Raw genomic sequence first — 20,115 nt, 5'->3', positions numbered from 1 at the left:
CACCTCCTGAGGTCGGGTTCCGGCTCATGAGCGCAGGGACTCCAGTTCGGACAGGACCTCGGAGGCCGTGATCGGATCGATGTCCACTGTGGACGATCCGTGCTTGTGGGACGACCAGTAGCCGTCGCCGGTGGTGGAGTACCAGAGCTCGGTGAACTCGATCTCCGGGAAGTAGTCGACGGCGCCCACCGCGATGCCGGGGTCGAGGGAGGCGACCAGGGCGCCGCCGCTCGGGAACGGCCTGGTGATCCAGCACTCCACGCCGGCGTCCTGGGGTTCGCCGCGGACCCAGCCGCGTTTGGTGAGGCTCAGGATCTTGCCCACGGCGTACTGCTGTTCGCTGTACTGCTTCAGGCGCGTCAGGAAGTCCTCGCCCGGCGTCAGGAGGTGCAGTGGGCGACCCAGCTGCGGGAAGGGTTGCAGGATCTCGTAGTCGGCGAAGACCTCGCCCCACGCTTCGAGGGAGTCGTTGAGGTCTACCGGGTGTGCCACGCGGACGGTCGCGGTGTCGGGGAGGGTGAGCTCGTGGTCGCTCGCGTCGGCCAGGGTGCGGTCTTCGGCGAGGCGGAACGAGCGGCCCTCGTCGGTGATCCAGACCAGGCGGCGGACGATGTGCCACAGCAACGGGTGTGCGGCCAGGATCGTGTGGAACTCCTCGGCGGTCCAGGTGCGCTGGTCGACCATGGCGCGTTCGAGGCGGTGGATCTGGTCGGCCGCTACGGTGCGGACGTCCTTCTTCAGGGCCGTGTAGCGCTTGTGTTCTTGCGGGGCGCGGTCCTGGTCGTCCTTGGCGCCTGGCTTCGGGAGGTCCTTGCGGCGCTTGCCGTCCGGGTCGAGGACGTAGGGCTTGAGCTGTTCGTCGAAGCCCACGGTGAACTGGCGCGGGCCGTAGTCGATCACCAGCGAGGCTTCGTCGTCCAGGCCCAGGCGGGGGACCAGGCGGTCGGCCAGCTGGTCGCGGGAGAGGTTCAGCTCGGCGGCGATCTGGGAGACCTTCGCCTGGGCGCGGGCCTTGAGGCCCTTGAACTTCACCTTTTCCGCGATGCTGTTCAGGTGGGACAGCGCCACCTCGGTGCCGATGTCGGCGAGGACGTCGAGGCCCGTCACGGCCTTGGCGTGCTGGCTCTCGCCCGGCCAGTTGCGGATCACCGGGGACAGGGCGCGGACCGTCGAGTCGTCGCCGAACCAGCCCAGTGCGGTGAGGGCCCAGCCTTCCTTCGCCGGGGCGCCGGCCTCCTGCCAGCGCTGGAAGAGGGTCCAGGCGAACTCGGCCAGCGAATCGCGGTCGAGTGCGTCGCGGGCGATCGGCAGGCCCGCGTAGACGTCACCCGGTTTGGACAGGGCCGCCGTCATCAGCAGGTGCTTCGCGGCTTCTGGCGACAGGGCGTGCTTGCGGTCGCTCGTCAGGACTTGGGGCAGCAGCCGGGTGTCTGCCCACTCACCGATGGTCGGCAGCTTGGCGGGGAGCACGTCGACCGGGTCCACCGAGAGCAGGGTTTCGATGCCTGCGCTCGCTTCGGCGGTGGGCGCTACCGCCGCGACGTCGACGCCCATCCCGTGGAGCTGGCGGATGGCCGCTTCGGCGTTGCGGCGTTCCGGGCCCGGTTTGCCCAGGGCGGCGGGGATGAGGAAGCCCGCAGCCGTCTCGCGGTGGCGGGAGAGCCAGTCGACGGCGACGCGCCTGGCCTGCTTCAGGCGCACGAGCCAGTCGGCCATCACCGCGGCGACCTCGGGGCTCGCGAAGGGCAGCAGGATCGCCCCGGCGCCGGCGTTCGACTCGGCGATGTGCAGCAGCGCTGGTAAGGCGTCGAAGCCGAACCGCGCGGCGATCCGCTTGCCCGAACGCTCGGCGGTCCAGCTGTAGTTCGGCTTCCAGTCGGCCAGCAGGTGCCGCACCTCGTTCTCGGGCGCCATCAGGAAGAGGTTGTCGGCGATCATGCGGCTCTTGTTGTAGAGGTACTGCTTCAGCAGCTGTCGCCAGTCGTGGTGGTCGCCCAAGTAGGCGCCGTTCAGCCAGGCGTCGCGCTCGCCGGGCTCCCACACCATCGAGGGCGCGGGCACCGGGAGGTCCGGCACCACCATCGGCTTCGGTTGCGGGCGGCGGTGCAGCCACGGCGGCGACGCCAGCAGCTCCGGTAACGCCTCCGCGGGTGCTTCCGGTGTCTTCGTGGTGTCGACCGCGGTGAAGCCCTCGGGAGTCTCCAGGTACGGGTGGGTCGTCAGGTGCACGCTCAGCAGCTGGCGGAGTTCAGCGTTTGTGTCGACGCGCTCCGCCAGCAGCCGCGCCGCCCGTGCCGGGAACGCCGCCATCGCGGACAGCAGCGTCGGACGCACGTACTTGGCGGCGAGCCGGTCGAGCAGGATCGTGAACGCCTCGTCGGTGGGCAGCGCGGCGAGCACCTTCAGCACCTGCTTGCGGCTGTCTGCCTGCTGGTACGGGCGGTCGAGCTCCGCGGCGAGCAACGGCGCCACCGCCGGCCCCAGCACGTACACCGCCGTGTGGAGGATGTACGCACCGTTGGTCAACTCTGTCCCGGACTGCGCGAACTCGTCGTATGTGCTGGCGCTGCAGGGAATCAGCCACCAGCGGGTCGCCGAGTTCGGCTGCCGGCACGCCTCGTCGAACCAGTCGGCTCGCTCCGGCACCAGGTAGGTGCGGGCCATCACCGCGTCGGGGTGGCTCAGCCGGGCGAGCGCGGTTTCCGCTGCCTCGCGCTCGGCGTCTTCCGCTACGGCCAGCGCGTATCGCAGCACCGTGAGCAGCTGGGCGTCCACGCTCCCGTTGGTGAAGTCTGCGGAGCCCCCGTGGCGGTACAGGTGTGGATCGCTGTAGCCCGACCGGCCCGGAAGCCACCTCGCGCCGGCGTACAACCCGATGCTCTCGATCGTCGCCTCCGCCGCGAACGCCACCCCGTGGTCGGCGATCCAGTGGTGCACCGAGGCCACGTCGCGCGTCGTCATCACCGCGATCGCGGCCGCGCCAAGGGGATTCGGCGATCCTGCCAGGTGGTCGCGGGTGGCCTGCACGATGTCCGGGTCCGAGTCCGGGGCGGCCAGGATTCGGTCGAGGGTGGCGGGTTGTTTGACCGGTCGCTGTCTGGCCTTCGCCGCCAGCTCGGGGTCCAGGGAGAAGGTCGGCGCCGGATCGAATCCGCGCTGCCGCACCACGTCTCGCAGCCAGGCCTTGGGCATGACCCAGGTGTCTTCGTCGATTACGGGCGCGGGGGTGATGGGGACTGTGGTCGGTGCTGCAGTGGTGGGTTGGGCGCTGGTGGGTTGGGCGCTGGTGGGTGCCGCGTCGGTGGGTGCTGTGGTGGTGGGTTGGGCGGTGGCGGGTGCCGCGCCGGTTGGTTGGGCGGCGGGTGCTGTGGTGGTGGGTTGGGCGCTGGTGGTAAGGCCAGTTGAGGCGGCTTGGGCGCTGGTGGTGAGGCCAGTTGAGGCGGCTTGGACGGTGGTGGGTTGGGCGGTGACGGGAGCTGTGGCGGTGGGTTGGCTGGTGGTGGAGGCAGTTGAGGCGGTGGTGGGCTGGGCGGTGGGTGCTGCAGAGGTGGCTTGGGCGGTGGTGGGATGAGCGGCTGTTGCGGAGCCGACTGCCACGTAGCCCTTCTTCTCCTTCTCCGCCACCAGCTTCGCGACGTGCGCTGCCGCCGCCTCGACGGACGCGAGCTCCTTGGTCTGGGTCTGCCCGGAGGTCTGCAGGCGTCCGAACCGGACGGTGACCGCCGGGCCGGCCTGGTCGATCTCCCAGAACTTCGCCGAGCTGCCCGAGACGAGCTCCCACCTGCGCACTGCCGTACCCCCTGGGCTAGCTCCGGAGTTGATGTCGGCGACCGTACTCAGCCGGTCTGACATTTTTCGGCGATCACGCAGAAAGACCCCCTGCGTTGGTGCGACGCCGATGCGGACGAACCTACCCAGGGGGTCTGACAGCTTTGACGATCAAGTGGAAGTGCTGGTCAGAGCTCCCACCACAGTGCGGTGTCCGGCGGGAGGAGCAGCTGGCCGTCGCGCACGCCGTAGTAGGAGGACGCCAGCAGCACCGCGCCCGGATCCGGCAGCGAGACGACCTCGCCGGACAGGTTCACCGCGCATGCGAAGTTGTCCCGCTGGAACCACAGCACGTCTGCGGGGCCGTCGATCCACGTCACGCCGTCGCCCGCGCCGAGGGCCGGGTGTTCGCGGCGCACGCGCAAAGCGTTGCGGTAGAAGGACAACATCGAGTCCTGGTCGCCCGACTGCGCCTCGACGCTGAGCTTGGCCCAGTCCGCCGGCTGCGGCAGCCACGAACCGCCGGTGCCGAAGCCGAGCGACGGACCCGAGACAGCCCACGGCAACGGCACGCGGCAGCCGTCGCGGCCGCGTTCGGTGTGGCCGGAGCGTTCCCACATCGGGTCCTGCAGCACCTCGTCCGGCAGGTCCAGCACCTCGGGCAGGCCGAGCTCCTCGCCCTGGTACAGGTACACCGAGCCCGGCAGCGCCAGCATCAACGCCAGCGCGGCGCGCGCCCGCCGCACACCGGTCTCGCCGCCGCCGTACCGAGTCACGTGCCGTTGCACGTCGTGGTTCGACAGCACCCACGTAGTAGGTGCGCCAACGGGAGCCATGGCCGCCATCGACGAGTCGATCACCGCCCGCAGCGCCTCGAAGTTCCACTCCGCGGTGAGGTAGTGGAAGTTGAACGCCTGATGCATCTCGTCGTTACGCAGGTACAGCGCCGTGCGTTCGGCGGAAGGCGTCCACGCCTCCGCCACCAGCACGCGCTCACCGGGGTAAGAGTCGACAACGGCACGCCACTCGCGGTGGATCTCGTGCACGCCGTCCTGGTCGAAGAACGGCAACGGCTCCGTGCCCAGCAGCTTCAGCTGGTCCGCGTGCCCGATGTCCGGCAGGCCCGGCGCCTTGATCATCCCGTGCGCCACGTCCACCCGGAAGCCGTCGACGCCCAGGTCCAGCCAGAACCGCAGCACGTCGCGGAACTCCGCGCGCACCTCCGGCAGCTCCCAGTTCAGGTCCGGCTGCTCGGGCGCGAACAGGTGCAGGTACCAGGAACCGTCCTCGACCCGCGTCCACGCAGGCCCGCCGAACACCGACTCCCAGTCGTTCGGCGGCTGGTCGCCCACGCCCTCGCGGAAGATGTAGCGCTCACGGCCACGCCCGGCCAGCGCCTCCTGGAACCACTCGTGCTGGTCCGAGCTGTGGTTCGGCACGATGTCGACGATCACCCGGATGCCGAGCTCGTGCGCGTCGTCGACCAACGCGCGCACGTCGTCGAGCCCGCCGAACTGCGGGTCCACGGCGCGGTAGTCCGCCACGTCGTACCCGCCGTCGGCCATCGGTGACGCGTAGAACGGCGTGATCCACACCGCGTCGACGCCCAGGTCGCGGAGGTAGGGCAGGCGCGAGCGGATGCCGGGCAGGTCGCCGATGCCGTCGCCGTTGGAGTCGGCGAAGCTGCGCACGTAGACCTGGTAGATGACGGCGTGGCGCCACCAGTCCTGGGACATGTCCTGAGCCTTCCGATGGGGTGTGTCAGCGGTCCAGGAAAGACGTTGCAAAAGTTTTCCGCAAGTCGACATGAGGATTACTTGAGAACCAGCCGTAATCCTGCAAACTTTTTCAACACTCGAATAATGCGTTGCACCGGTGTCCCACGATCCGTCAGAGTGATCGCGACGAACCGGAGAAAGGAGCCAGCCGTGCTGCAGCACATGTGTCATCAGCAGGTCTGGTGCTCCCCGACATGAGTCTCATGTCCCGGGGAGCCGTCCCGTCGCCGTAGCGACGAGGCGGCTTTTTTGTTGCCCGTTGGTCCAATTGGCACGGACGCCGCGCTCTGGACGCGGAGATCGAGGTTCGAGTCCTCGACGGGCAGCTGTGACCGAAGCCGAAGCAGTCGAGGCGCCAGGTTGTGGTCCTGGTCGAAGCCGGTGCGAGTCCGGTCGGTCACCCCACGCGCGGGATCCGGTGATCACTCAGGCCTCATGAGCCTGGGGTGCCTGGTTCGACCCCAGGACGCGCGATACGACCCACGTCACGACGGCCGTGGAACGCTCTGCAAAAGCGTTGACACCGGGTTCGACTCCCGGGTGGGTCTCAAGGAGTGGAACGGGAAGCTCGCTCGCCCCCGGTCCGTTGGTACGGATATGAGCTTCGCGGACGACTGGCAGACCTGGAAGACGGAGCGGGAGAAGAGCCTGGCCGACCCGTACGGGTGGCTCGCGCTCGTCTCGCTCGACTGGCTGGAGACCACCCCACGCGCCTACGACGGCCTACCGGGCGAGTGGTGGCAAGACGACGACGCCGCGTATTGGCGCAACGGAGGAGAGCCGCAGCGGTTCGAGCTCGTCCAGAGCGGCCCCGGTGCTCGCGTTCAGTCCGGCGACGTGGAGATCGAGATCGCGCGCCGTGGCGGGTATCTGATCCGCGTGCACGACCCGAAGGCCGAGGTGCTGCGGAACTTCCGCGGCGTGCCGTCGTACGAGCCGCAGCAGCAGTGGGTGCTCGAGGGCGTGTACGAACCGTTCGACGCACCCATCCCCACGACCGTCGGCGCGGTCGTCGAGGGCCTTAGCCACGTCTACGAGGCACCGGGCCGTGTGCGGTTCACGCACGACGGCGCCGAGCACACGCTGACGGCCTTCAACGGACGCAACGGAGGGTTGAGCATCCTCTTCACGGACGGCACCAGCGGCGTGACCACGTACGCGGCGAACCGTTCTCTCGCGGCGACACCGCGAGAGAACGGCAAGGTCGTGCTCGACTTCAACCGTGCGACGAACCTGCCGTGCGCGTTCACCGACTTCGCCACCTGCCCGTTGCCGCCTGCGGGCAACCATCTGCCGTTCGCGGTCGAGGCGGGGGAGAAGACGCCGTACGAGCGCGCTTAGAAGAACTCGTCGAGCAGCTGGTACCACGCGAGCAGGTCCGGGCGGGGGACGAGGCCGTAGGCGTGGTCGAACGCGGCTGCGGCCTCCTCGTCCAGCTCCCGGTGCGCCAGCGCGAGGTCGCGGTGCCGGTCGGACACGCCCAGCCGCGACACGTCGATGAGCACGGTCGAGCCGTCCGGGCGCAGCAGCACGTTCGGCGGGCAGAAGTCCCCGTGCGCCACAACCAGATCCTCGTCCGACGGTGCGGTCGCGACCAGCCGCTCCAACAGTTCACCAGGCGTGATCCCGCGGTTCTCGTCGTCGAAGTCCTCCGGATCCACGAGGCCGGCCTCGACGTTGCGCCGCGCCTTCTCCAGCATGACGGCCACCCGTGCGTCGAACGGGCATGACGCGACCGGCAACGCGTGCAACGCCCGCAGCACCGTGCCCATGACGGTCGCCGCCCGCACCGGGTCGACCGAGGCCAGCGACGGTGCGCCGACGTCGGCCAGCACCAGCCAGCCGTCCGCGAACGCCTCGATCGACGGCACCTCGAAGCGCTCGCCCAGCCACTGCAACCGATCGCGCTCGTCCGCGCCGGCGCGCTTCACGTAGCTGGTGCCCGCCTTCCAGACGTCGCCGGACAATCCGTCGTGGTCGCGCGACCACGCGGCGTCCGGGCCGACCGCGCGCAGCACCTCGTCAGGGATCTCCACACTGATCATTCTGCCAAGTTTTCGACACCGCAAAGCCTTGACCCGGCCGCGCGATGCGGGAGTGGTGCCAGGTGAGGGGAAACTGGGGAGGATTCATGAAGAAGATCGCCGTTTTGCTGTGCGCTCTGGCGGGTCTCGCCGTCACGCCCGCCGCTCACGCCGCCGCCGAACCGGACTGCACCTACACCGACGCGTTCTGCGCGTGGGACCAGATCAACTACGAGGGTGCCAAGTTCAACGTCATCCCGCTCGGCTCGTCCGCATGCGTCGACCTCGCGGACCACGGCTGGGGCGAGCGCGTTCGCTCTGCCTACAACAACAGCACCAAGACCGCGTCCCTGTTCGCCAGCACCAACTGCACCGGCCCTACCCGATCGACGGCAAGACCGGCCAGCCCGATATCACGTTCAAGGCGAACAGCGTCTTCATTCAGCGGTGAGCGAACCGCGTTGACCTCCAGCAAACTGGAGGTTCGACGCTTGTTCGCATGACGATCAAGTACCTCACCGTTGCCGTTCGCGTTCTCTTCGGCGCGCTGTTCGCCTTCTCCGGCTTCACCGGGCTCTTCGGCCTGGGGTCGCAGTCGACGGACGGCATGCCGGCCGAGGCGGTGGCGTTCGCCACCGCCCTCGGTGAGAGCGGATTCATCATGCCGGTCACCAAGGTGGTCGAGCTGCTGGCCGGAATCATGTTGCTGGCCAACAGGTTCGCGCCGCTGGCGTTGGCCCTGCTGGCGCCGCTGATCGTGGGGATCTTCGGGTTCCACGTGCTGCTGGCACCGAGCGGCGTGATCATGGCCGTGCTGCTCGCGGCCGCCGAGATCTACCTGGCGTGGGCCTACCGCGACTCGTTCAAGCCCATGCTGCGACCACGTCACTCGCAGGCGACGCCGTCCTTGTCGCTGTCCAACCCGTAGATGTCACTGCCGATGACGCGGATCGGGCCTGCCACGTAGGCGGGCCCGTTTCCGCTGCCGCCCGCGCAGTCGACGTCGGACGCGATCGGCACGCAGCCGCTGTAGTTCGGGTCGCACTTCGGCTGCGGTGCCGGAGCGGGCGCCGGCGCCGGTTGCGGCTGAGGCTTGGGCTGAGGTTGCGGCTGGGGCTGGGGTTGCGGCTTCGGCTGCGCGACGGCCGGCGGAGTGGTTGTCGTTGTCGTTGTCGTTGTCGTCGTGGTGGTGGTCGTAGTTGTGGTGGTGGTCGGCGCTACGGTCGTGGTCGTAGTGGTGGGTGCAGCCGTTGTAGTCAGTGCTGACCCGTTGCTCGTCTTCGACGGACCACCGATCGCCGCGCCGATGACGCCGATCACGAAGAAGAACGCCAACAGGCTGGCCGCGGAGATCGCGACCGGCGCCACCCACTTGTGCCTCGACGCCACCGACGCCACCGGCACCACCGCGCCACGAGGAACCTCGCGCGGCATCCGCAGCACGATCTGCAGCAACCCGTTGGTGCCCCGCTGGACCAGCGCCGCGCACCCGGTCGACCCACCGCCGGACTCCACGTGCATCAGCACCGGCGCATACCGTTGCGACATCAGGAAAGTCAGCTCACCGACGCGCTGCCCGTCGAGCCGCACCTCGATCCCGCGCTGACCGCGGTACTTGCCGGCCGCGATCATGCACCACGTCAGGTGCACCGCGACGTGCCGCGTCACGCCGTCCGGCACCGAGTACCGGGCCAGCGCGCCCTGGTGGTGCTCCTCACCGGTGACGGTCACGGTCACCTCGCCGGGCACCATCACCAGTCCGGCGGCCGAGTTCTCGATCACGGTTAGGCTCCCTCGGGTGGGCGTTCGTACGCCTGACCATCGGAGGGTTGCGCCAGGCGTTACCGAGGGTGTCCGGAGATTGGGCCGACCGAGTGAAGCGGTGAGCCGGTCAGGCGCTCGCCCGTACCACCAGTGAAGTGGGCAGCAGCAACGACGGCGGGAGCCCGGCCTCACCGGCCAGTTCGGCGAGCAGTCGCCACGTCATCGTGCGGCCGAGCTCCTCGACGTCCTGCTTGATCGTGGTGAGCGGCGGCGTCGTGCTCGAGGCGAACACCGAGTCGTCGAACCCGATCACGGCCACGTCTTCCGGGATGCGCCTGCCGTGCGCGTGCAGCACCTGCAACGCGCCCAGCGCCATGATGTCCGCCGCGACGAACACCGCGTCGAGCTCGGGAGCCTTGCGCAGCAACCCTTCCATCGCCTGCGCGCCGCTTTCCGGCGTGAAGTCCGCGTGCGCCACGAGATCGGTGGCGATCTTCGCCTCGCTCAGGCCGCGCCGGAAGCCGCTCAGGCGGTCCGCGCCGACGGCCATGTCCTTCGGGCCCGCGACGGTGCCGATCCGCTTGCGCCCCAACGAGACCAGGTACCGGGCGGCTTCGAGGCCGCCGGTGAAGTTGTCGGCGTCCACGAACGGCACGGACGTCGTCCCGAGCGGCCTGCCGCCGGACACGACCGGCAGCCCGATCTCGGCCAGCATCGGCACCAGCGGGTCGTCGCCGTGCAGGCTCACCAGCAGCGCGCCGTCGACGTGGCCGCTGCTCAGGTACGTCACCAGGTCGTCGGTGTCCGCCGGCTGGCTCATCATCAGCAGCAACTGGATGTGCCGGCCGGCGAGTTCGCTGTGCACTCCGCGCAGCACGCCGGCGAAGAACGGGTCCGCCAGCACCCGGCCGGTCGGCTCCGAGACGACGAGTGCGATCGCGTTCGCCCGGTTCCCCGCGAGCGCACGCGCGGCCAGGTTGGGGGAGTAGCCCAGCTCCGCGATGGCGGCGTGGACGGCCTCGCGGGCCTTCGCGCTGACGTACTGCTCGTCGTTGATCACGCGCGAGACGGTCGACTTGGAGACCCCGGCCACCCGCGCGACCTCCTCGATGCGCGGCCCAGGGCGCCGTTTCGCCGTCTCGGTCATGACAGTCATCGTAGAGCCGCGACTAAACATCGGACCACAGTTGAGGTGGGTCTGACCGCGTGTCGTTGCCAGTCAAGGCTGCGGAGGGGCTCCATGGCTGAAGAGTGGCGGTGAGGTCCGATGTCTTGCGTCGGCGATCAGCGTGCGGCTTCACCTCGCCAGTGCGGCGGGCGGGTTCCCGCGCGTCGCACGGGCACGTCCGAAATGATCAGTCGGCGATGTATTTCTGCTGGTGGCGGCATGTCAGAAGTGTCGAAGAACGTCTGCACAAATTCCGCACAGCCGACCGCACATCTGGCACCATGCACCCCCGAGGAGGGTCAGTGCGGTATCGGCTTCTTGGGCCGCTGCAGATCTGGCGTGAGGGCGTGGAACTGCGGCTGGGCGGGCCCCGGCAACGGGCGCTGCTGGCAGCGTTGGCCCTGCACGCCAACGAGACTGTCAGCTTTGAACATTTGAGTGCCGCGGTGTGGGAATCGCCGCCCGCGGCACCGGAATCGAACATTCGCACCTACGTGGCTGCGTTGCGCAAGCTCGTGCTCGACGACCTGGTCACCGTCCCAGGTGGATACCGGTTGACGGTGCCCGCGGACGAGGTCGACGTCAACGTCTTCGCGCAGCTGTGCGCGTCCGGTGACGAGGCACTGCGCCAGGGAGATCACCGGACGGCGGTCTCCCGGTACGAGCAGGCGCTCGCGTTGTGGCGCGGCCCGGCGCTGGACGGCCTCACCGTCGGACCACGGCTGGTCGCCGAGCTGACGTTGTTGCTGGAGCGCCGGCTCACGGTCGCCGAGCAGCACGCGCGGCTGGCGATCGAGCTCGGTCAGGGCGAGCGGCTGATCGCCGAGCTGCGGCGGTTGACCACGCAGTTCCCGCTCAGAGAACAGCTCTGGCTGCAGCTCATGCACGCGCTGCAGCGGGCGGGCAGGCAGGCCGAGGCGCTGCAGGCGTTCGAGGACGTGCGGGTGCTGCTGGCCGACGAGCTGGGCACGGACCCCGGTGCGGAACTGCGGGAGCTGCACCAACGGCTGTTGCGCGGTGACGAGCCGAGGCCCGCCCTGAACACGTTGCCGCGCGACGTCGCGGACTTCACCGGGCGCGCCGCCGAGATGGAACGGCTGACCAGGGCCGTGACCGGGCGGTCGGCCGTGGTGATCTCCGCGATCGACGGCATGCCGGGTGTTGGCAAGACGGCGTTGGCCGTGCATCTGGCGCACCGGCTGGAGTATCCGGACGGTCAGCTGTTCATCGACCTGCACGCGCACACTGCGGGCCGTGCGCCCGTGGAACCGACGGACGCGCTGGACGTGCTGCTGCGTGCGCTCGGCCTGGAGGAGATCCCGGTCAGCCTCGACGAGCGGGCCGCGCTGTGGCGGCTGGAGCTGTCCCGGCGCCGGTTGCTGGTCGTGCTGGACAACGCGGCGAGCGCCGACCAGGTCCGTCCGCTGCTGCCGGGGATGCCGGGGTCGTTGGTGCTGGTCACGTCACGGGCGCGGCTGGTCGAGCTGGAGGGCACCTCGACGCTCACACTGGACGTGCTGTCCGAGGCGGAGGCGCTGGAGCTGTTCGCCACGATCGTGGGCGACGAACGCGGCACCGACGAAGCGGCGCGCGAGGTCGTCGAGCTGTGCGGCCGGTTGCCTCTCGCGGTGCGACTTGCGGCCGGTCGCCTCAGGTCCCGGCCGACGTGGACCACCGCGCACCTCGCGACGCGGTTGCGCGAGGGACGATTATCCGAACTGGACGCGGTCTTCGCGTTGTCGTTCGGCCAGCTCCCCGCGGGGCATCAAACACTCTTCGGTCTGCTCGGCCTGCACCACGGCACGGACTTCGACGTCCACCAGGCCGCGGCGCTGGGCGAGCTGGACCTGCTGGAGTGCGACGGGATGCTCGAAGACCTCGTCGACGTGCACCTGCTGGAAGTGACGACGGTCGGCCGCTACCGGATGCACGACCTGCTCCGGCAGTACGCGCAGTCCAAAGTGGATTCGTCGCGCGCGCCGCTGACCCGGTTGCTCGACCACTTCCTGGACACGGCGAACCAGGCGACCCGGCTGATGTCGCCCGCCGCCCGCAAGTACGAGGTCGACATCACCTACCGGCCGGAGTCGCGGCTCGTGCTGCGCGACTACGACCACGCGGTGGAGTGGTTGGAGACCGAACGCCAGACGCTCGTCGCCGCTGTCGCGTTGTCACTCGACGGCGACTGGCGCACACACACGTGGCAGCTCGCGCGCGCGTTGACGTTCTTCTGCATGGTGCGCGGACACACGCGCGACTGGGCCACGATCAACGAGCTGGCGCTGGAGGCCGCGAAGGACAACCCGATGGCGCTCGCGATCACGACGAAGAACTACGCGATGGTGTTCTGGCAGACCGCGCGGTACCAGGACGCCATCTTCCACAACGAGCGCGCCATCGAGATGCTGCGCGAGCTGGGCGACCTGCAGGCCGTGGCGGGCACGCTGAACAACCTTTCACTCGTCTACCGCTCGATCGAACGCCACGCCGAAGCCGCGGAGCTGCTGGAACAGGCGATCACGGTGGCGCGGCAGCTCGGCGACCGGCACCTCGAGTCGCAGGCGATGAGCAACGTCAGCAACATCTACCGCGCACTCGGCCGCTACGACGAGGCGCTGGAGGCCTGCACGTCGGCGCTCGCGTTGATGCGGGAGCTGGGCAGCCGCCGCGACGAGGCCGACACGCAGAGCGCGCTGGGCATGATCCTGCACGCGATGGGCCGGCACGACGAGGCGCTGGACGCGTTGGGCTCGGCGCTGGCGGCGGTGCGCGCGATCGGTGACGTGACGACCGAGACCGTGGTGCTGAACTACCTGGGCGAGGTGCTCACGGCGGCCGGACGTCCGGCGGAGGCCCTGGCGCCGTTGCGCGAGGCGTTGGAGCTGGCGGAACGGATCGATGACCGGCGTGAGGCGGCCAACGCGCACAAGCACTTGGCGAAGGCGGTCGCGGATCCGGTTGAGGCGGCACGGCATCAGCGGGAAGCCGACGAGCGGTTCGCGGCGTTAGGAACCGACTGAGCGCGGCCCGGGCTTTCCGCCCGGCAACACGGCACCGCGTGGCAACCCATCGCGCAGCAACGGCAACAGCTTGGGGTGCTTGCTCATCAGCACTGCGGCGGTGCCGTTGCGCTGCTGGACCTTGCGACAGAAGTGGGGCGCCAGCGCGACTCCCAGGTACGCCTGCGCCCGCGGCCCGTAGACGACCCGGTCGTGCAGCCCGCACCACGCGGCGGCGACCGGGTGGCCGTCGGTCCAGAGGTAGCCCTCCACGTACACCGCGCCCTGCGACCGGCCCGCCTCGCTGAAAGCGACGCTGAACGTGACGTGCGGCGTCAGGCGGGCGCCGGCGTCGGCGGTCCACCACGTGCCGATGTCGAGCACGAGCCCTTCCACGCTCGCGTGCGCCCACTCGGAGTCGTCGACGAGCGTGCGGAACGGCGCCTCCAGCTCGGTGAGTGCCGCCGTGAGCTCGTCCACCCGCTCATGGTGCGGTGCCCAGGGCGATCTCGCTGCCCGAGGTGGAATACCTAGGAGATCGTCACGTTGATGGTCATCGTCAACGGCCCCGCGGTGCCGGTGATCGTCCCGTTGCCCGCCTTGGGTCCCGCCTGCAGCCGGGCCTTGAAGGTGATCGTCTGACCCGGTGCCAGCGTCTGGCCGCCGGTGCACGTGACGGTGTCCTTGCCGGCCGGGCAGCCGACCGAACCCTCCGGCACGTTGCCGGGCCCGACCGTCTTGATCTTGTCCGGCAGGCTCAACGTCAACGTTGGCACCTCGGTCGGCGCGGTGCCGGTGTTGGTGATGCCGATGGTCATCTCGTCGGGCGGGCCCTGGGTGGACATGGCGAACGTGCTCGGCGCGCTCCCGGACAGCTTCGCCGCGCCCGGCGCTGCCTGCACCGTGGTCGTGGGTCCTGGTCCGGTGGTCCTGCCAGGATCGGTGGCGGGGGTCGCGGCGCCGGCGGTGGTTCCGGTGGCCGCAGCGCCGGAGGTCGGCGTGGAGGAGCTCGACGTCCCGACCGGTGAGGTCCCGGACGGAGTGCTCGTCGTGATCACCGGCGCGGCGCCCTGCGAGGTGCCCGGCTCGTTGTTCGACGTGACGACTCCGGAGCCCGCGACGACCACGACCACCGCGGCCGAGGCGGCCACACCGAGCCAGGACGTTGCACTGATGGACACCGCCGCGCCCTTGGTCGCCGCGGCCGCGAGATAACCGGCGGTGCCCGTCCCGAGCACGATCGGCGCGACAAGACCGCGCAACGCACCGTTCACGTCGGACAGTTCACTCGCGAGCTTGCGGCATTCGGCGCAGTCGTCCATGTGCGAGTCGAGCTGGACGGCTTCCCGTCCCTTGAGCCCGCCCCGCGTCCACGCGCCGAGCTTCGTCACGGTCGCACGGCATCGTTCGGCCGGCTCCTGAGCCACGTGCGCCTGCAGGAACGCCTTGCGCAGACCCTCGCGAGCACGGAACGCCATCGCGGAGACGCCGTTCGCGGTGAGTCCCAGCAGCGGTGCGATCTCGCCGGGCGACTGACCCTCGATCGCGGTGTGCCACAAGACGGTCTGCCAGCGTTCGGGCAGCGACGCGAACGCCGTGGCCGCCAGCGTCTGGTCGAGGTCCTCGACGGCCTTGTCGCGGAACGGCACGCTCGTCGCCCGCACGGCGCCGGGCACTTCCTCGATGTTGCCGGCCAGTTCGAGCCGCTTCTCCTTGCGGGTTCTGTCATAGGCCGCGTGCCGCACCGCCGTCAGCAGGTACGGCCGGAACGCCGCGCCCGGACCGCCGCCGCCGCGCAGTGCGGCGAGCACTTTGGCGAACGCGTCCGACACCAGGTCGTCCGCGTCCGAGGAGGACGAGGACAGCTGCAAGGCCAAGATGGTGGCGGCACGCACGTGGCGTTCGTAGAGCTTGCCGTAAGCCTCGACCTTGCCGTCGCGGACGGCATCTATCAGGTCGGCGTCCGACGGCGGTCGCCCACGCTGCCCGATCAAAGAATGCCGCCTTACGTCATGCCCTGGACTGATACGCGGACCCTATCGAGATGACTCAACGCGAACAATCCACGCATACGAAACTGATGTAATAAAAGAGGTTTAGGACGGACCTAAGTCTTGACCAACTCAGGTCGGATGGCCCTGTCGCGTACTTAGTTTTCCTGCTGTGACGGACTCCCTCACCGCCCTGCCGGTGCGCCTGGCCGTGCCGATCGAACGGCACAGCCTGCTCTCCGACCGCCGTGCACTCGCCCTGGTCACCCCTGATGCCGACGTGACCTGGCTGTGCCACCCCGCGCCGGACTCGCCCGCGTTGTTCGCCGCGCTGCTCGGTGGCTCCGGCCATTTCTCCGTGCGGCCCCAGAAGCACCAGCTTCCCTTGGGTCAACGGTACGTACCGGGCACCATGACGGTCCAGACCCGCTGGACGGGTCTGCAGGTGACCGACCATTTGGCGGAATCGCTCGTGCGAACGGTCGAAGGCAGGGTGCCCGCGGTCGTGGAGTTCGCACCACGCCCCGATTTCGGCCGGGCGCCGGTGGTGCTCGAAAAGATTTCGGACGGCCTGCACCTGGTCGGCACATCGATCTTCCTGCGTTCGCCGGGCGTCGACTGGCAGCTCGCCGACGGCACCGCGACCGCCGTGATCGCCCCGCCGTTCGTCCTCGAGCTCCAGCTCGGCGCACCGTCCGAAGTGGAATCCGACTGGCCGGTGTGGTCGGCGGCACTCGAACTGCCCGCGGTCGAACGAGAGCTGGTGCGCAGATCCGCGCTCACGTTGCGCGCCCTGTGCCACCGCGACACCGGCGCCGTGCTGGCCGCCGCCACGACGTCGCTGCCCGAGCAGATCGGCGGTGTCCGCAACTGGGACTACCGCTACTGCTGGCTGCGGGACGCCGCGCTGGCGGTGCAGGCGCTGGTGTCGCTGGGATCCACCGCGGAAGCCGAGGCCTTCCTCGGCTGGCTGCACGAGGTCCTCGCCACCGTCCCGGGACCGGAACACCTGAACCCGCTCTACACGGTGCGTGGGACCGCACTCGGACCGGAGCAGGTGATCGACTGCCTGCCCGGCTACGCGGGTTCCGGACCGGTGCGCGTCGGCAACCTCGCCGACCAGCAGGTGCAGCTGGACGTCTTCGGCCCGATCGCGGACCTCGTCCACGACCTGGCGCTGGCCCGCGCCCGGCTGGACGACCGCGACTGGGATGTCGTCACCGCGATGGCCGAAGCCGTGACGCACCGCTGGCACGAACCGGACCACGGCATCTGGGAAGAACGCCACGTGCCGCGCCACCGCGTCTACTCGCGGGTGATGTGCTGGCAGACCCTCGATCGCGCCATCGCCTTGGCCACGAAGTTCGACCGCCCGTTGGACCGGAACTGGCTCACCCTCCGCGACGTCATCGCCGCCGAGGTGCTGGACCGCGGCTGGAACCCGGACGTCCGCGCGTTCACCACGGCCTACGACGGCACCGACCTCGACGCCGCCTCCCTGCACGTGGGCCTGTCCGGGCTGCTCGACCCGGCCGACGACCGGTTCCGCGCCACGGTCGTCGCGGTCGAGGAGACCCTGCGCAGCGGCCCCACCGTCTACCGCTACCTGCGCGACGACGGCCTGCCCGGCGACGAGGGCGGCTTCCACCTCTGCACGGCGTGGCTGATCGAGGCCTACCTCAAGGTGGGCCGCCACGCCGACGCCGAGGAGTTGTTCGACAGCTTCGTCCGGCTGACCGGGCCGACCGGGCTGTTGCCCGAGGAGTACGACCCGGTCGCCGAACGAGCGCTGGGCAACCACCCGCAGGCCTACTCGCACCTGGGGCTGATCCGGTGTGCCCGGCTGTTGTCAGCCGGCAGGTGAGCTCAGTGGCAGTGTCCGTCGCGGCCGAGCGTCTGCTCCGCCGTCACGCCGGGCCTGCTCCACTGCGCGGCCGGCCTGCCGGTCGGTCCCCAGGTGGCGTTGCCGTCCACGTCGGTGCGCCAGTACCAGCAGGGGTCCTGGCCCTCCGGCCACCCTTCCGGCTTGTCCTCCCACCTCTCGCCGCGGCCGTACGGCGTGATGTCGAGCAGTGCGAACGACCCGACGAACCGCTCGGTGCCGCGCCCGGTCGACCGGTAGGTGAGGAAGACCCGTTCGCCGTCGCGCAGGAAGGACGAGAAGTAGCCCATGTCGCCCCCGATCGGTGCGGGCAGGTCCCGCACCGAGTACCAGGGCTGGGTGTAGCCCATGAACTCGACGAACGGCTCCACCTCGGCCCACGCGCCGACGGTCACGATGGCGAACGAGACCCCGCGGGCGTGCAGGTAGGCGGCGTTCTGCAGGTGCGACGCCGCGAGGGTGCAGCCCTCGCACTGGCCCTGGTGCGGCGTCCCGTCCCACCACATGTGCTGGTAGATCACGAGCTCGTCGCGGCCCTCGAACAGGTCCAGGAACGGCACTGGTCCGTTCGCCCCGACGACTTCGGCCTTGCCGTCGATCTCGACCATCGGCAACCGCCGCCGAGCTGCGGCGATGGCATCCCCCTCACGCGTGTGCGCCTTCTCGCGAACCAGCAGTTCGTCGCTGGCTGCCTGCCAGGTGTCGAAGTCGACGACGGGCGGGCGTGTCATGGCGTCCTCCAAGCATGTCTGTACCGCTTACAGACATGTGTCGAAGCCGATGACGCCGTTTCGACATCCCGTCAGGGATGACCTCGCCACAATCTCCAGGCGCGTGGGCTGGCGGGTGAGTGGTGGCTGTTGGCCTCCCCGAACCGCAGCCGCACGCGCGCCCCGCCGAGCCGGCCGCGTTCGAGGTGGATCGTGCCGCCGGTGGCCTCCGCGGCGGCACGGGCGATGTCCAGCCCGAGCCCGGTCGACCCGCCGGCGCTGCTGCCGCGGTGCAACGCCGAGGACGGGTCCGCCACCCCGGTGCCGCCGTCCTCGACCACCAGCGTCACCCACCCGGCGTGCCGCACCACCGACACCCCGACCGGTGCCGCGGCCGGGGTGTGCCGGAAGACGTTCTCCAGCAACGCGTCCACCACCGCGCCCAGCGCATCGGGGGACAGCGGCACCCAGGCCGGTTCGTTGACGTCGACCTCGAGCGTCCTGCCCTGGTCGGCGGCGTGCGCGGACCAGAACGCCATCCGCGCCTCGACCACAGATGCCACGTCGCACGTACTGGCCGACTCGCCCTCGACCGGTTGCAGGGCTTGGATGATCCGGTCCACGTCGTGGCCCAGCGTGCTGACCGCGCTGCGAATCCGGTCGGCCACCGGTCCCGATCCCACCGCGTCGGCGTCCAGCTGCAGTGCTGCCAACGGCGTGCGCAACCGGTGTGAGACGTCCGCGATCATCTCGCGTTCCTTGGCCAGCAGCTGGGAAGTGCGCTCGGAAGCCGCGTTGATCGACTCGGCCAGCGCTTCGAGCTCTTCGGGGCCGCGCAGCCGCACCCGGCGTCCCGTCGACGAAGCCAGCACGCGCAACGCGGTCAGCACCGGCGTGAACGGCCGATGTCCCAGCCACACCGCCACTCCCAACGCCACCGCCGCAACGCCGAGCACCGAGAACACCGCGGCGAACGGGAACGGCACCGCTGCGGGCACGACCGAAACCACCGCGCCACCAACGGAAGCAACCGGGGACCCGCCGCCAGCACCGAGTCTTGTTCCGTCGACGAGCACCACCGACAACCGTCCCTCGGCTCCGGCGGCGGTGCGTGCGATCGTCCCGCGAACGTCGTCGGCGTCCTGCGAAACCGCCAGCACCGCGGCAACGGCGGCCGCGTCCCGCTGATCAGCCGACTCCGCGACGGCCGCAGCCCGTGAGAACAGGAGAAACCCAGCGGTGGCAAGGAAAACCACCGTCATCAGACCCGCGGCGGCGAGCAGCGCGCGGGTGATGACCGATCTCATTCCGGCGCCGCCAGCTTGAACCCCACGCCCCGGATCGTGTGCAGATAACGCGGATGTGCCGCGGTTTCGCCCAGCTTGCGCCGCAACCACGAGGCATGGACGTCGATCGTCTTGTCGTCACCGACGTACGGATGCCCCCACACGGCCTGGATCAGCTCCCGCCGCGAGATCACCCGCCCCGGCCGTTGCGCGAGATAGGCCAGCAGGTCGAACTCCCGCCTGCTCAACGCGAGCGCGGTGTCACCCAGCGTCGCCACCCGCTGCGCGAGGTCGACGGACAGCTCGCCGAGCACCACGACTTCCGACGCCGCGGCCGAAGAACCACCCGTTCGTCGCAACAGCGCGTTGATCCGCGCCGCCAGGTGTTCGGACGAGAACGGTTTCACGATGTAGTCGTCCGCACCGGCGTTCAAGGTGCTCACGACCGAGCTCTCGGCACCCCGCGCGGTGGCCACGATGACCGGCACGTTGCTCACCCCGCGCAGCATCCGCAGGGCGGCGACCCCGTCCAGATCCGGCAGTCCGAGGTCGAGAATCACCAGGTCGAGTTCGTTCGTGCCGGCTTCCCGCAACGCGGCGACCGCGGTGCCGACGGCCTGCACGACATGCCCGAGGTCGGTCAGCGCGTGCACGAGCGCCGCCTGGACCACCGGGTCGTCCTCGACCACCAGCACCTTCGACATACACGCAGCGTAAGCAGCGAACCCGCCGATTGGGAGAGATG

Annotated in this window: 14 protein-coding genes, 2 tRNA genes and 1 pseudogene; 7 read left to right on the top strand and 10 right to left on the bottom strand. The window is 69.7% G+C overall.

The features are described 5' to 3' along the window. Positions 1–24 precede the first annotated feature (24 nt). Both DI276_RS01840 and DI276_RS01835 read right to left on the bottom strand, forming a co-directional pair. Positions 25–3,789: a DUF4132 domain-containing protein gene (locus DI276_RS01840; RefSeq protein ID WP_112261476.1), complete on the bottom strand. Its 3,765-nt coding sequence runs from the start codon at positions 3,787–3,789 to the stop codon at positions 25–27. Positions 3,790–3,956: 167 nt separating this feature from the next. Further along, entirely contained in the window at positions 3,957–5,504 is a 1,548-nt protein-coding gene (locus DI276_RS01835) for a glycoside hydrolase family 13 protein (RefSeq protein WP_112261475.1), read from the bottom strand. A 295-nt stretch (positions 5,505–5,799) separates the two neighbouring features. Here DI276_RS01835 and DI276_RS01830 point away from each other — a divergent pair. The 3 genes from DI276_RS01830 to DI276_RS01825 all read left to right on the top strand — a co-directional run bounded on the left by DI276_RS01830 (position 5,800) and on the right by DI276_RS01825 (position 6,887). Then, positions 5,800–5,872 (top strand) — tRNA-Gln (locus DI276_RS01830). Between the two features lie 2 nt (positions 5,873–5,874). Next, a tRNA-His gene (locus DI276_RS49670) sits at positions 5,875–5,951 on the top strand. 192 nt (positions 5,952–6,143) lie between these two features. After that, complete coding sequence (locus DI276_RS01825; protein ID WP_112261474.1) at positions 6,144–6,887, top strand: DUF1684 domain-containing protein; 744 nt, start codon at positions 6,144–6,146, stop codon at positions 6,885–6,887. Here DI276_RS01825 and DI276_RS01820 read toward each other — a convergent pair. Next, entirely contained in the window at positions 6,884–7,591 is a 708-nt protein-coding gene (locus tag DI276_RS01820) for an aminoglycoside 3'-phosphotransferase (protein ID WP_112261473.1), read from the bottom strand. The genes DI276_RS01825 and DI276_RS01820 overlap by 4 nt on opposite strands. An 86-nt stretch (positions 7,592–7,677) precedes the next feature. On the opposite strand from DI276_RS01820, the gene DI276_RS01815 reads away from it, so the two are divergent. Together DI276_RS01815 and DI276_RS01810 are read left to right on the top strand one after the other, a co-directional pair. Continuing rightward, complete coding sequence (locus DI276_RS01815; RefSeq protein WP_157984461.1) at positions 7,678–8,073, top strand: peptidase inhibitor family I36 protein; 396 nt, start codon at positions 7,678–7,680, stop codon at positions 8,071–8,073. After that, positions 8,070–8,498: a DoxX family membrane protein gene (locus tag DI276_RS01810; protein WP_112261471.1), complete on the top strand. Its 429-nt coding sequence runs from the start codon at positions 8,070–8,072 to the stop codon at positions 8,496–8,498. The genes DI276_RS01815 and DI276_RS01810 overlap by 4 nt, the downstream gene beginning before the upstream one ends. Here the strand turns inward: DI276_RS01810 and DI276_RS50705 are convergent. Continuing rightward, positions 8,456–9,352, bottom strand: coding sequence for a hypothetical protein (locus DI276_RS50705; RefSeq protein WP_198680402.1), 897 nt, complete (start codon positions 9,350–9,352; stop codon positions 8,456–8,458). The genes DI276_RS01810 and DI276_RS50705 overlap by 43 nt on opposite strands. 109 nt (positions 9,353–9,461) lie before the next feature. After that, positions 9,462–10,481: a LacI family DNA-binding transcriptional regulator gene (locus DI276_RS01800; protein ID WP_112261470.1), complete on the bottom strand. Its 1,020-nt coding sequence runs from the start codon at positions 10,479–10,481 to the stop codon at positions 9,462–9,464. Positions 10,482–10,804: 323 nt separating this feature from the next. Between DI276_RS01800 and DI276_RS01795 the strand changes: the two genes are divergently transcribed. Next, entirely contained in the window at positions 10,805–13,522 is a 2,718-nt protein-coding gene (locus tag DI276_RS01795; protein WP_198680401.1) for an AfsR/SARP family transcriptional regulator, read from the top strand. Here DI276_RS01795 and DI276_RS01790 read toward each other — a convergent pair. Beyond that, entirely contained in the window at positions 13,508–13,981 is a 474-nt protein-coding gene (locus DI276_RS01790) for a hypothetical protein (protein WP_112261468.1), read from the bottom strand. The genes DI276_RS01795 and DI276_RS01790 overlap by 15 nt on opposite strands. Positions 13,982–14,031: 50 nt before the next feature. Then, entirely contained in the window at positions 14,032–15,495 is a 1,464-nt protein-coding gene (locus DI276_RS50700) for a sigma-70 family RNA polymerase sigma factor (RefSeq protein ID WP_112261467.1), read from the bottom strand. A gap of 205 nt (positions 15,496–15,700) precedes the next feature. On the opposite strand from DI276_RS50700, the pseudogene DI276_RS01780 reads away from it, so the two are divergent. Further along, a pseudogene (locus DI276_RS01780) lies at positions 15,701–17,356 on the top strand (glycoside hydrolase family 15 protein); the annotation flags it as partial. Positions 17,357–17,358: 2 nt separating this feature from the next. Here the strand turns inward: DI276_RS01780 and DI276_RS01775 are convergent. The 3 genes from DI276_RS01775 to DI276_RS01765 all read right to left on the bottom strand — a co-directional run bounded on the left by DI276_RS01775 (position 17,359) and on the right by DI276_RS01765 (position 20,074). Further along, on the bottom strand, positions 17,359–18,105 hold the full coding sequence (locus DI276_RS01775; RefSeq protein ID WP_112261465.1) for a DUF899 family protein: 747 nt from the start codon (positions 18,103–18,105) through the stop codon (positions 17,359–17,361). Between the two features lie 71 nt (positions 18,106–18,176). Continuing rightward, positions 18,177–19,391, bottom strand: coding sequence for a sensor histidine kinase (locus DI276_RS01770; RefSeq protein WP_112261464.1), 1,215 nt, complete (start codon positions 19,389–19,391; stop codon positions 18,177–18,179). Continuing rightward, a complete protein-coding gene (locus DI276_RS01765; protein ID WP_112261463.1) occupies positions 19,388–20,074 on the bottom strand; it encodes a response regulator transcription factor in 687 nt (228 codons plus the stop codon). The genes DI276_RS01770 and DI276_RS01765 overlap by 4 nt, the downstream gene beginning before the upstream one ends. Between the last annotated feature and the right edge of the window lie 41 nt (positions 20,075–20,115).

The organism is Lentzea terrae, assembly GCF_003265345.1.
GTDB classification, from domain to species: Bacteria; Actinomycetota; Actinomycetes; order Mycobacteriales; family Pseudonocardiaceae; genus Lentzea; species Lentzea terrae.
The sequence above is the reverse complement of the archived record's forward strand: the minus strand, read 5'-3'. Positions and strand labels throughout refer to the sequence as shown.

Coding starts and splice junctions, on each gene's coding strand:
- DI276_RS01835 (WP_112261475.1), bottom strand. CDS start 5,504: ATGTCCCAGGACTGGTGGCGCCACGCCGTCATCTACCAGGTCTACGTG.
- DI276_RS01825 (WP_112261474.1), top strand. CDS start 6,144: ATGAGCTTCGCGGACGACTGGCAGACCTGGAAGACGGAGCGGGAGAAG.
- DI276_RS01820 (WP_112261473.1), bottom strand. CDS start 7,591: ATGATCAGTGTGGAGATCCCTGACGAGGTGCTGCGCGCGGTCGGCCCG.
- DI276_RS01815 (WP_157984461.1), top strand. CDS start 7,678: ATGAAGAAGATCGCCGTTTTGCTGTGCGCTCTGGCGGGTCTCGCCGTC.
- DI276_RS01810 (WP_112261471.1), top strand. CDS start 8,070: ATGACGATCAAGTACCTCACCGTTGCCGTTCGCGTTCTCTTCGGCGCG.
- DI276_RS01800 (WP_112261470.1), bottom strand. CDS start 10,481: ATGACCGAGACGGCGAAACGGCGCCCTGGGCCGCGCATCGAGGAGGTC.
- DI276_RS01775 (WP_112261465.1), bottom strand. CDS start 18,105: ATGACACGCCCGCCCGTCGTCGACTTCGACACCTGGCAGGCAGCCAGC.
- DI276_RS01770 (WP_112261464.1), bottom strand. CDS start 19,391: ATGAGATCGGTCATCACCCGCGCGCTGCTCGCCGCCGCGGGTCTGATG.
- DI276_RS01765 (WP_112261463.1), bottom strand. CDS start 20,074: ATGTCGAAGGTGCTGGTGGTCGAGGACGACCCGGTGGTCCAGGCGGCG.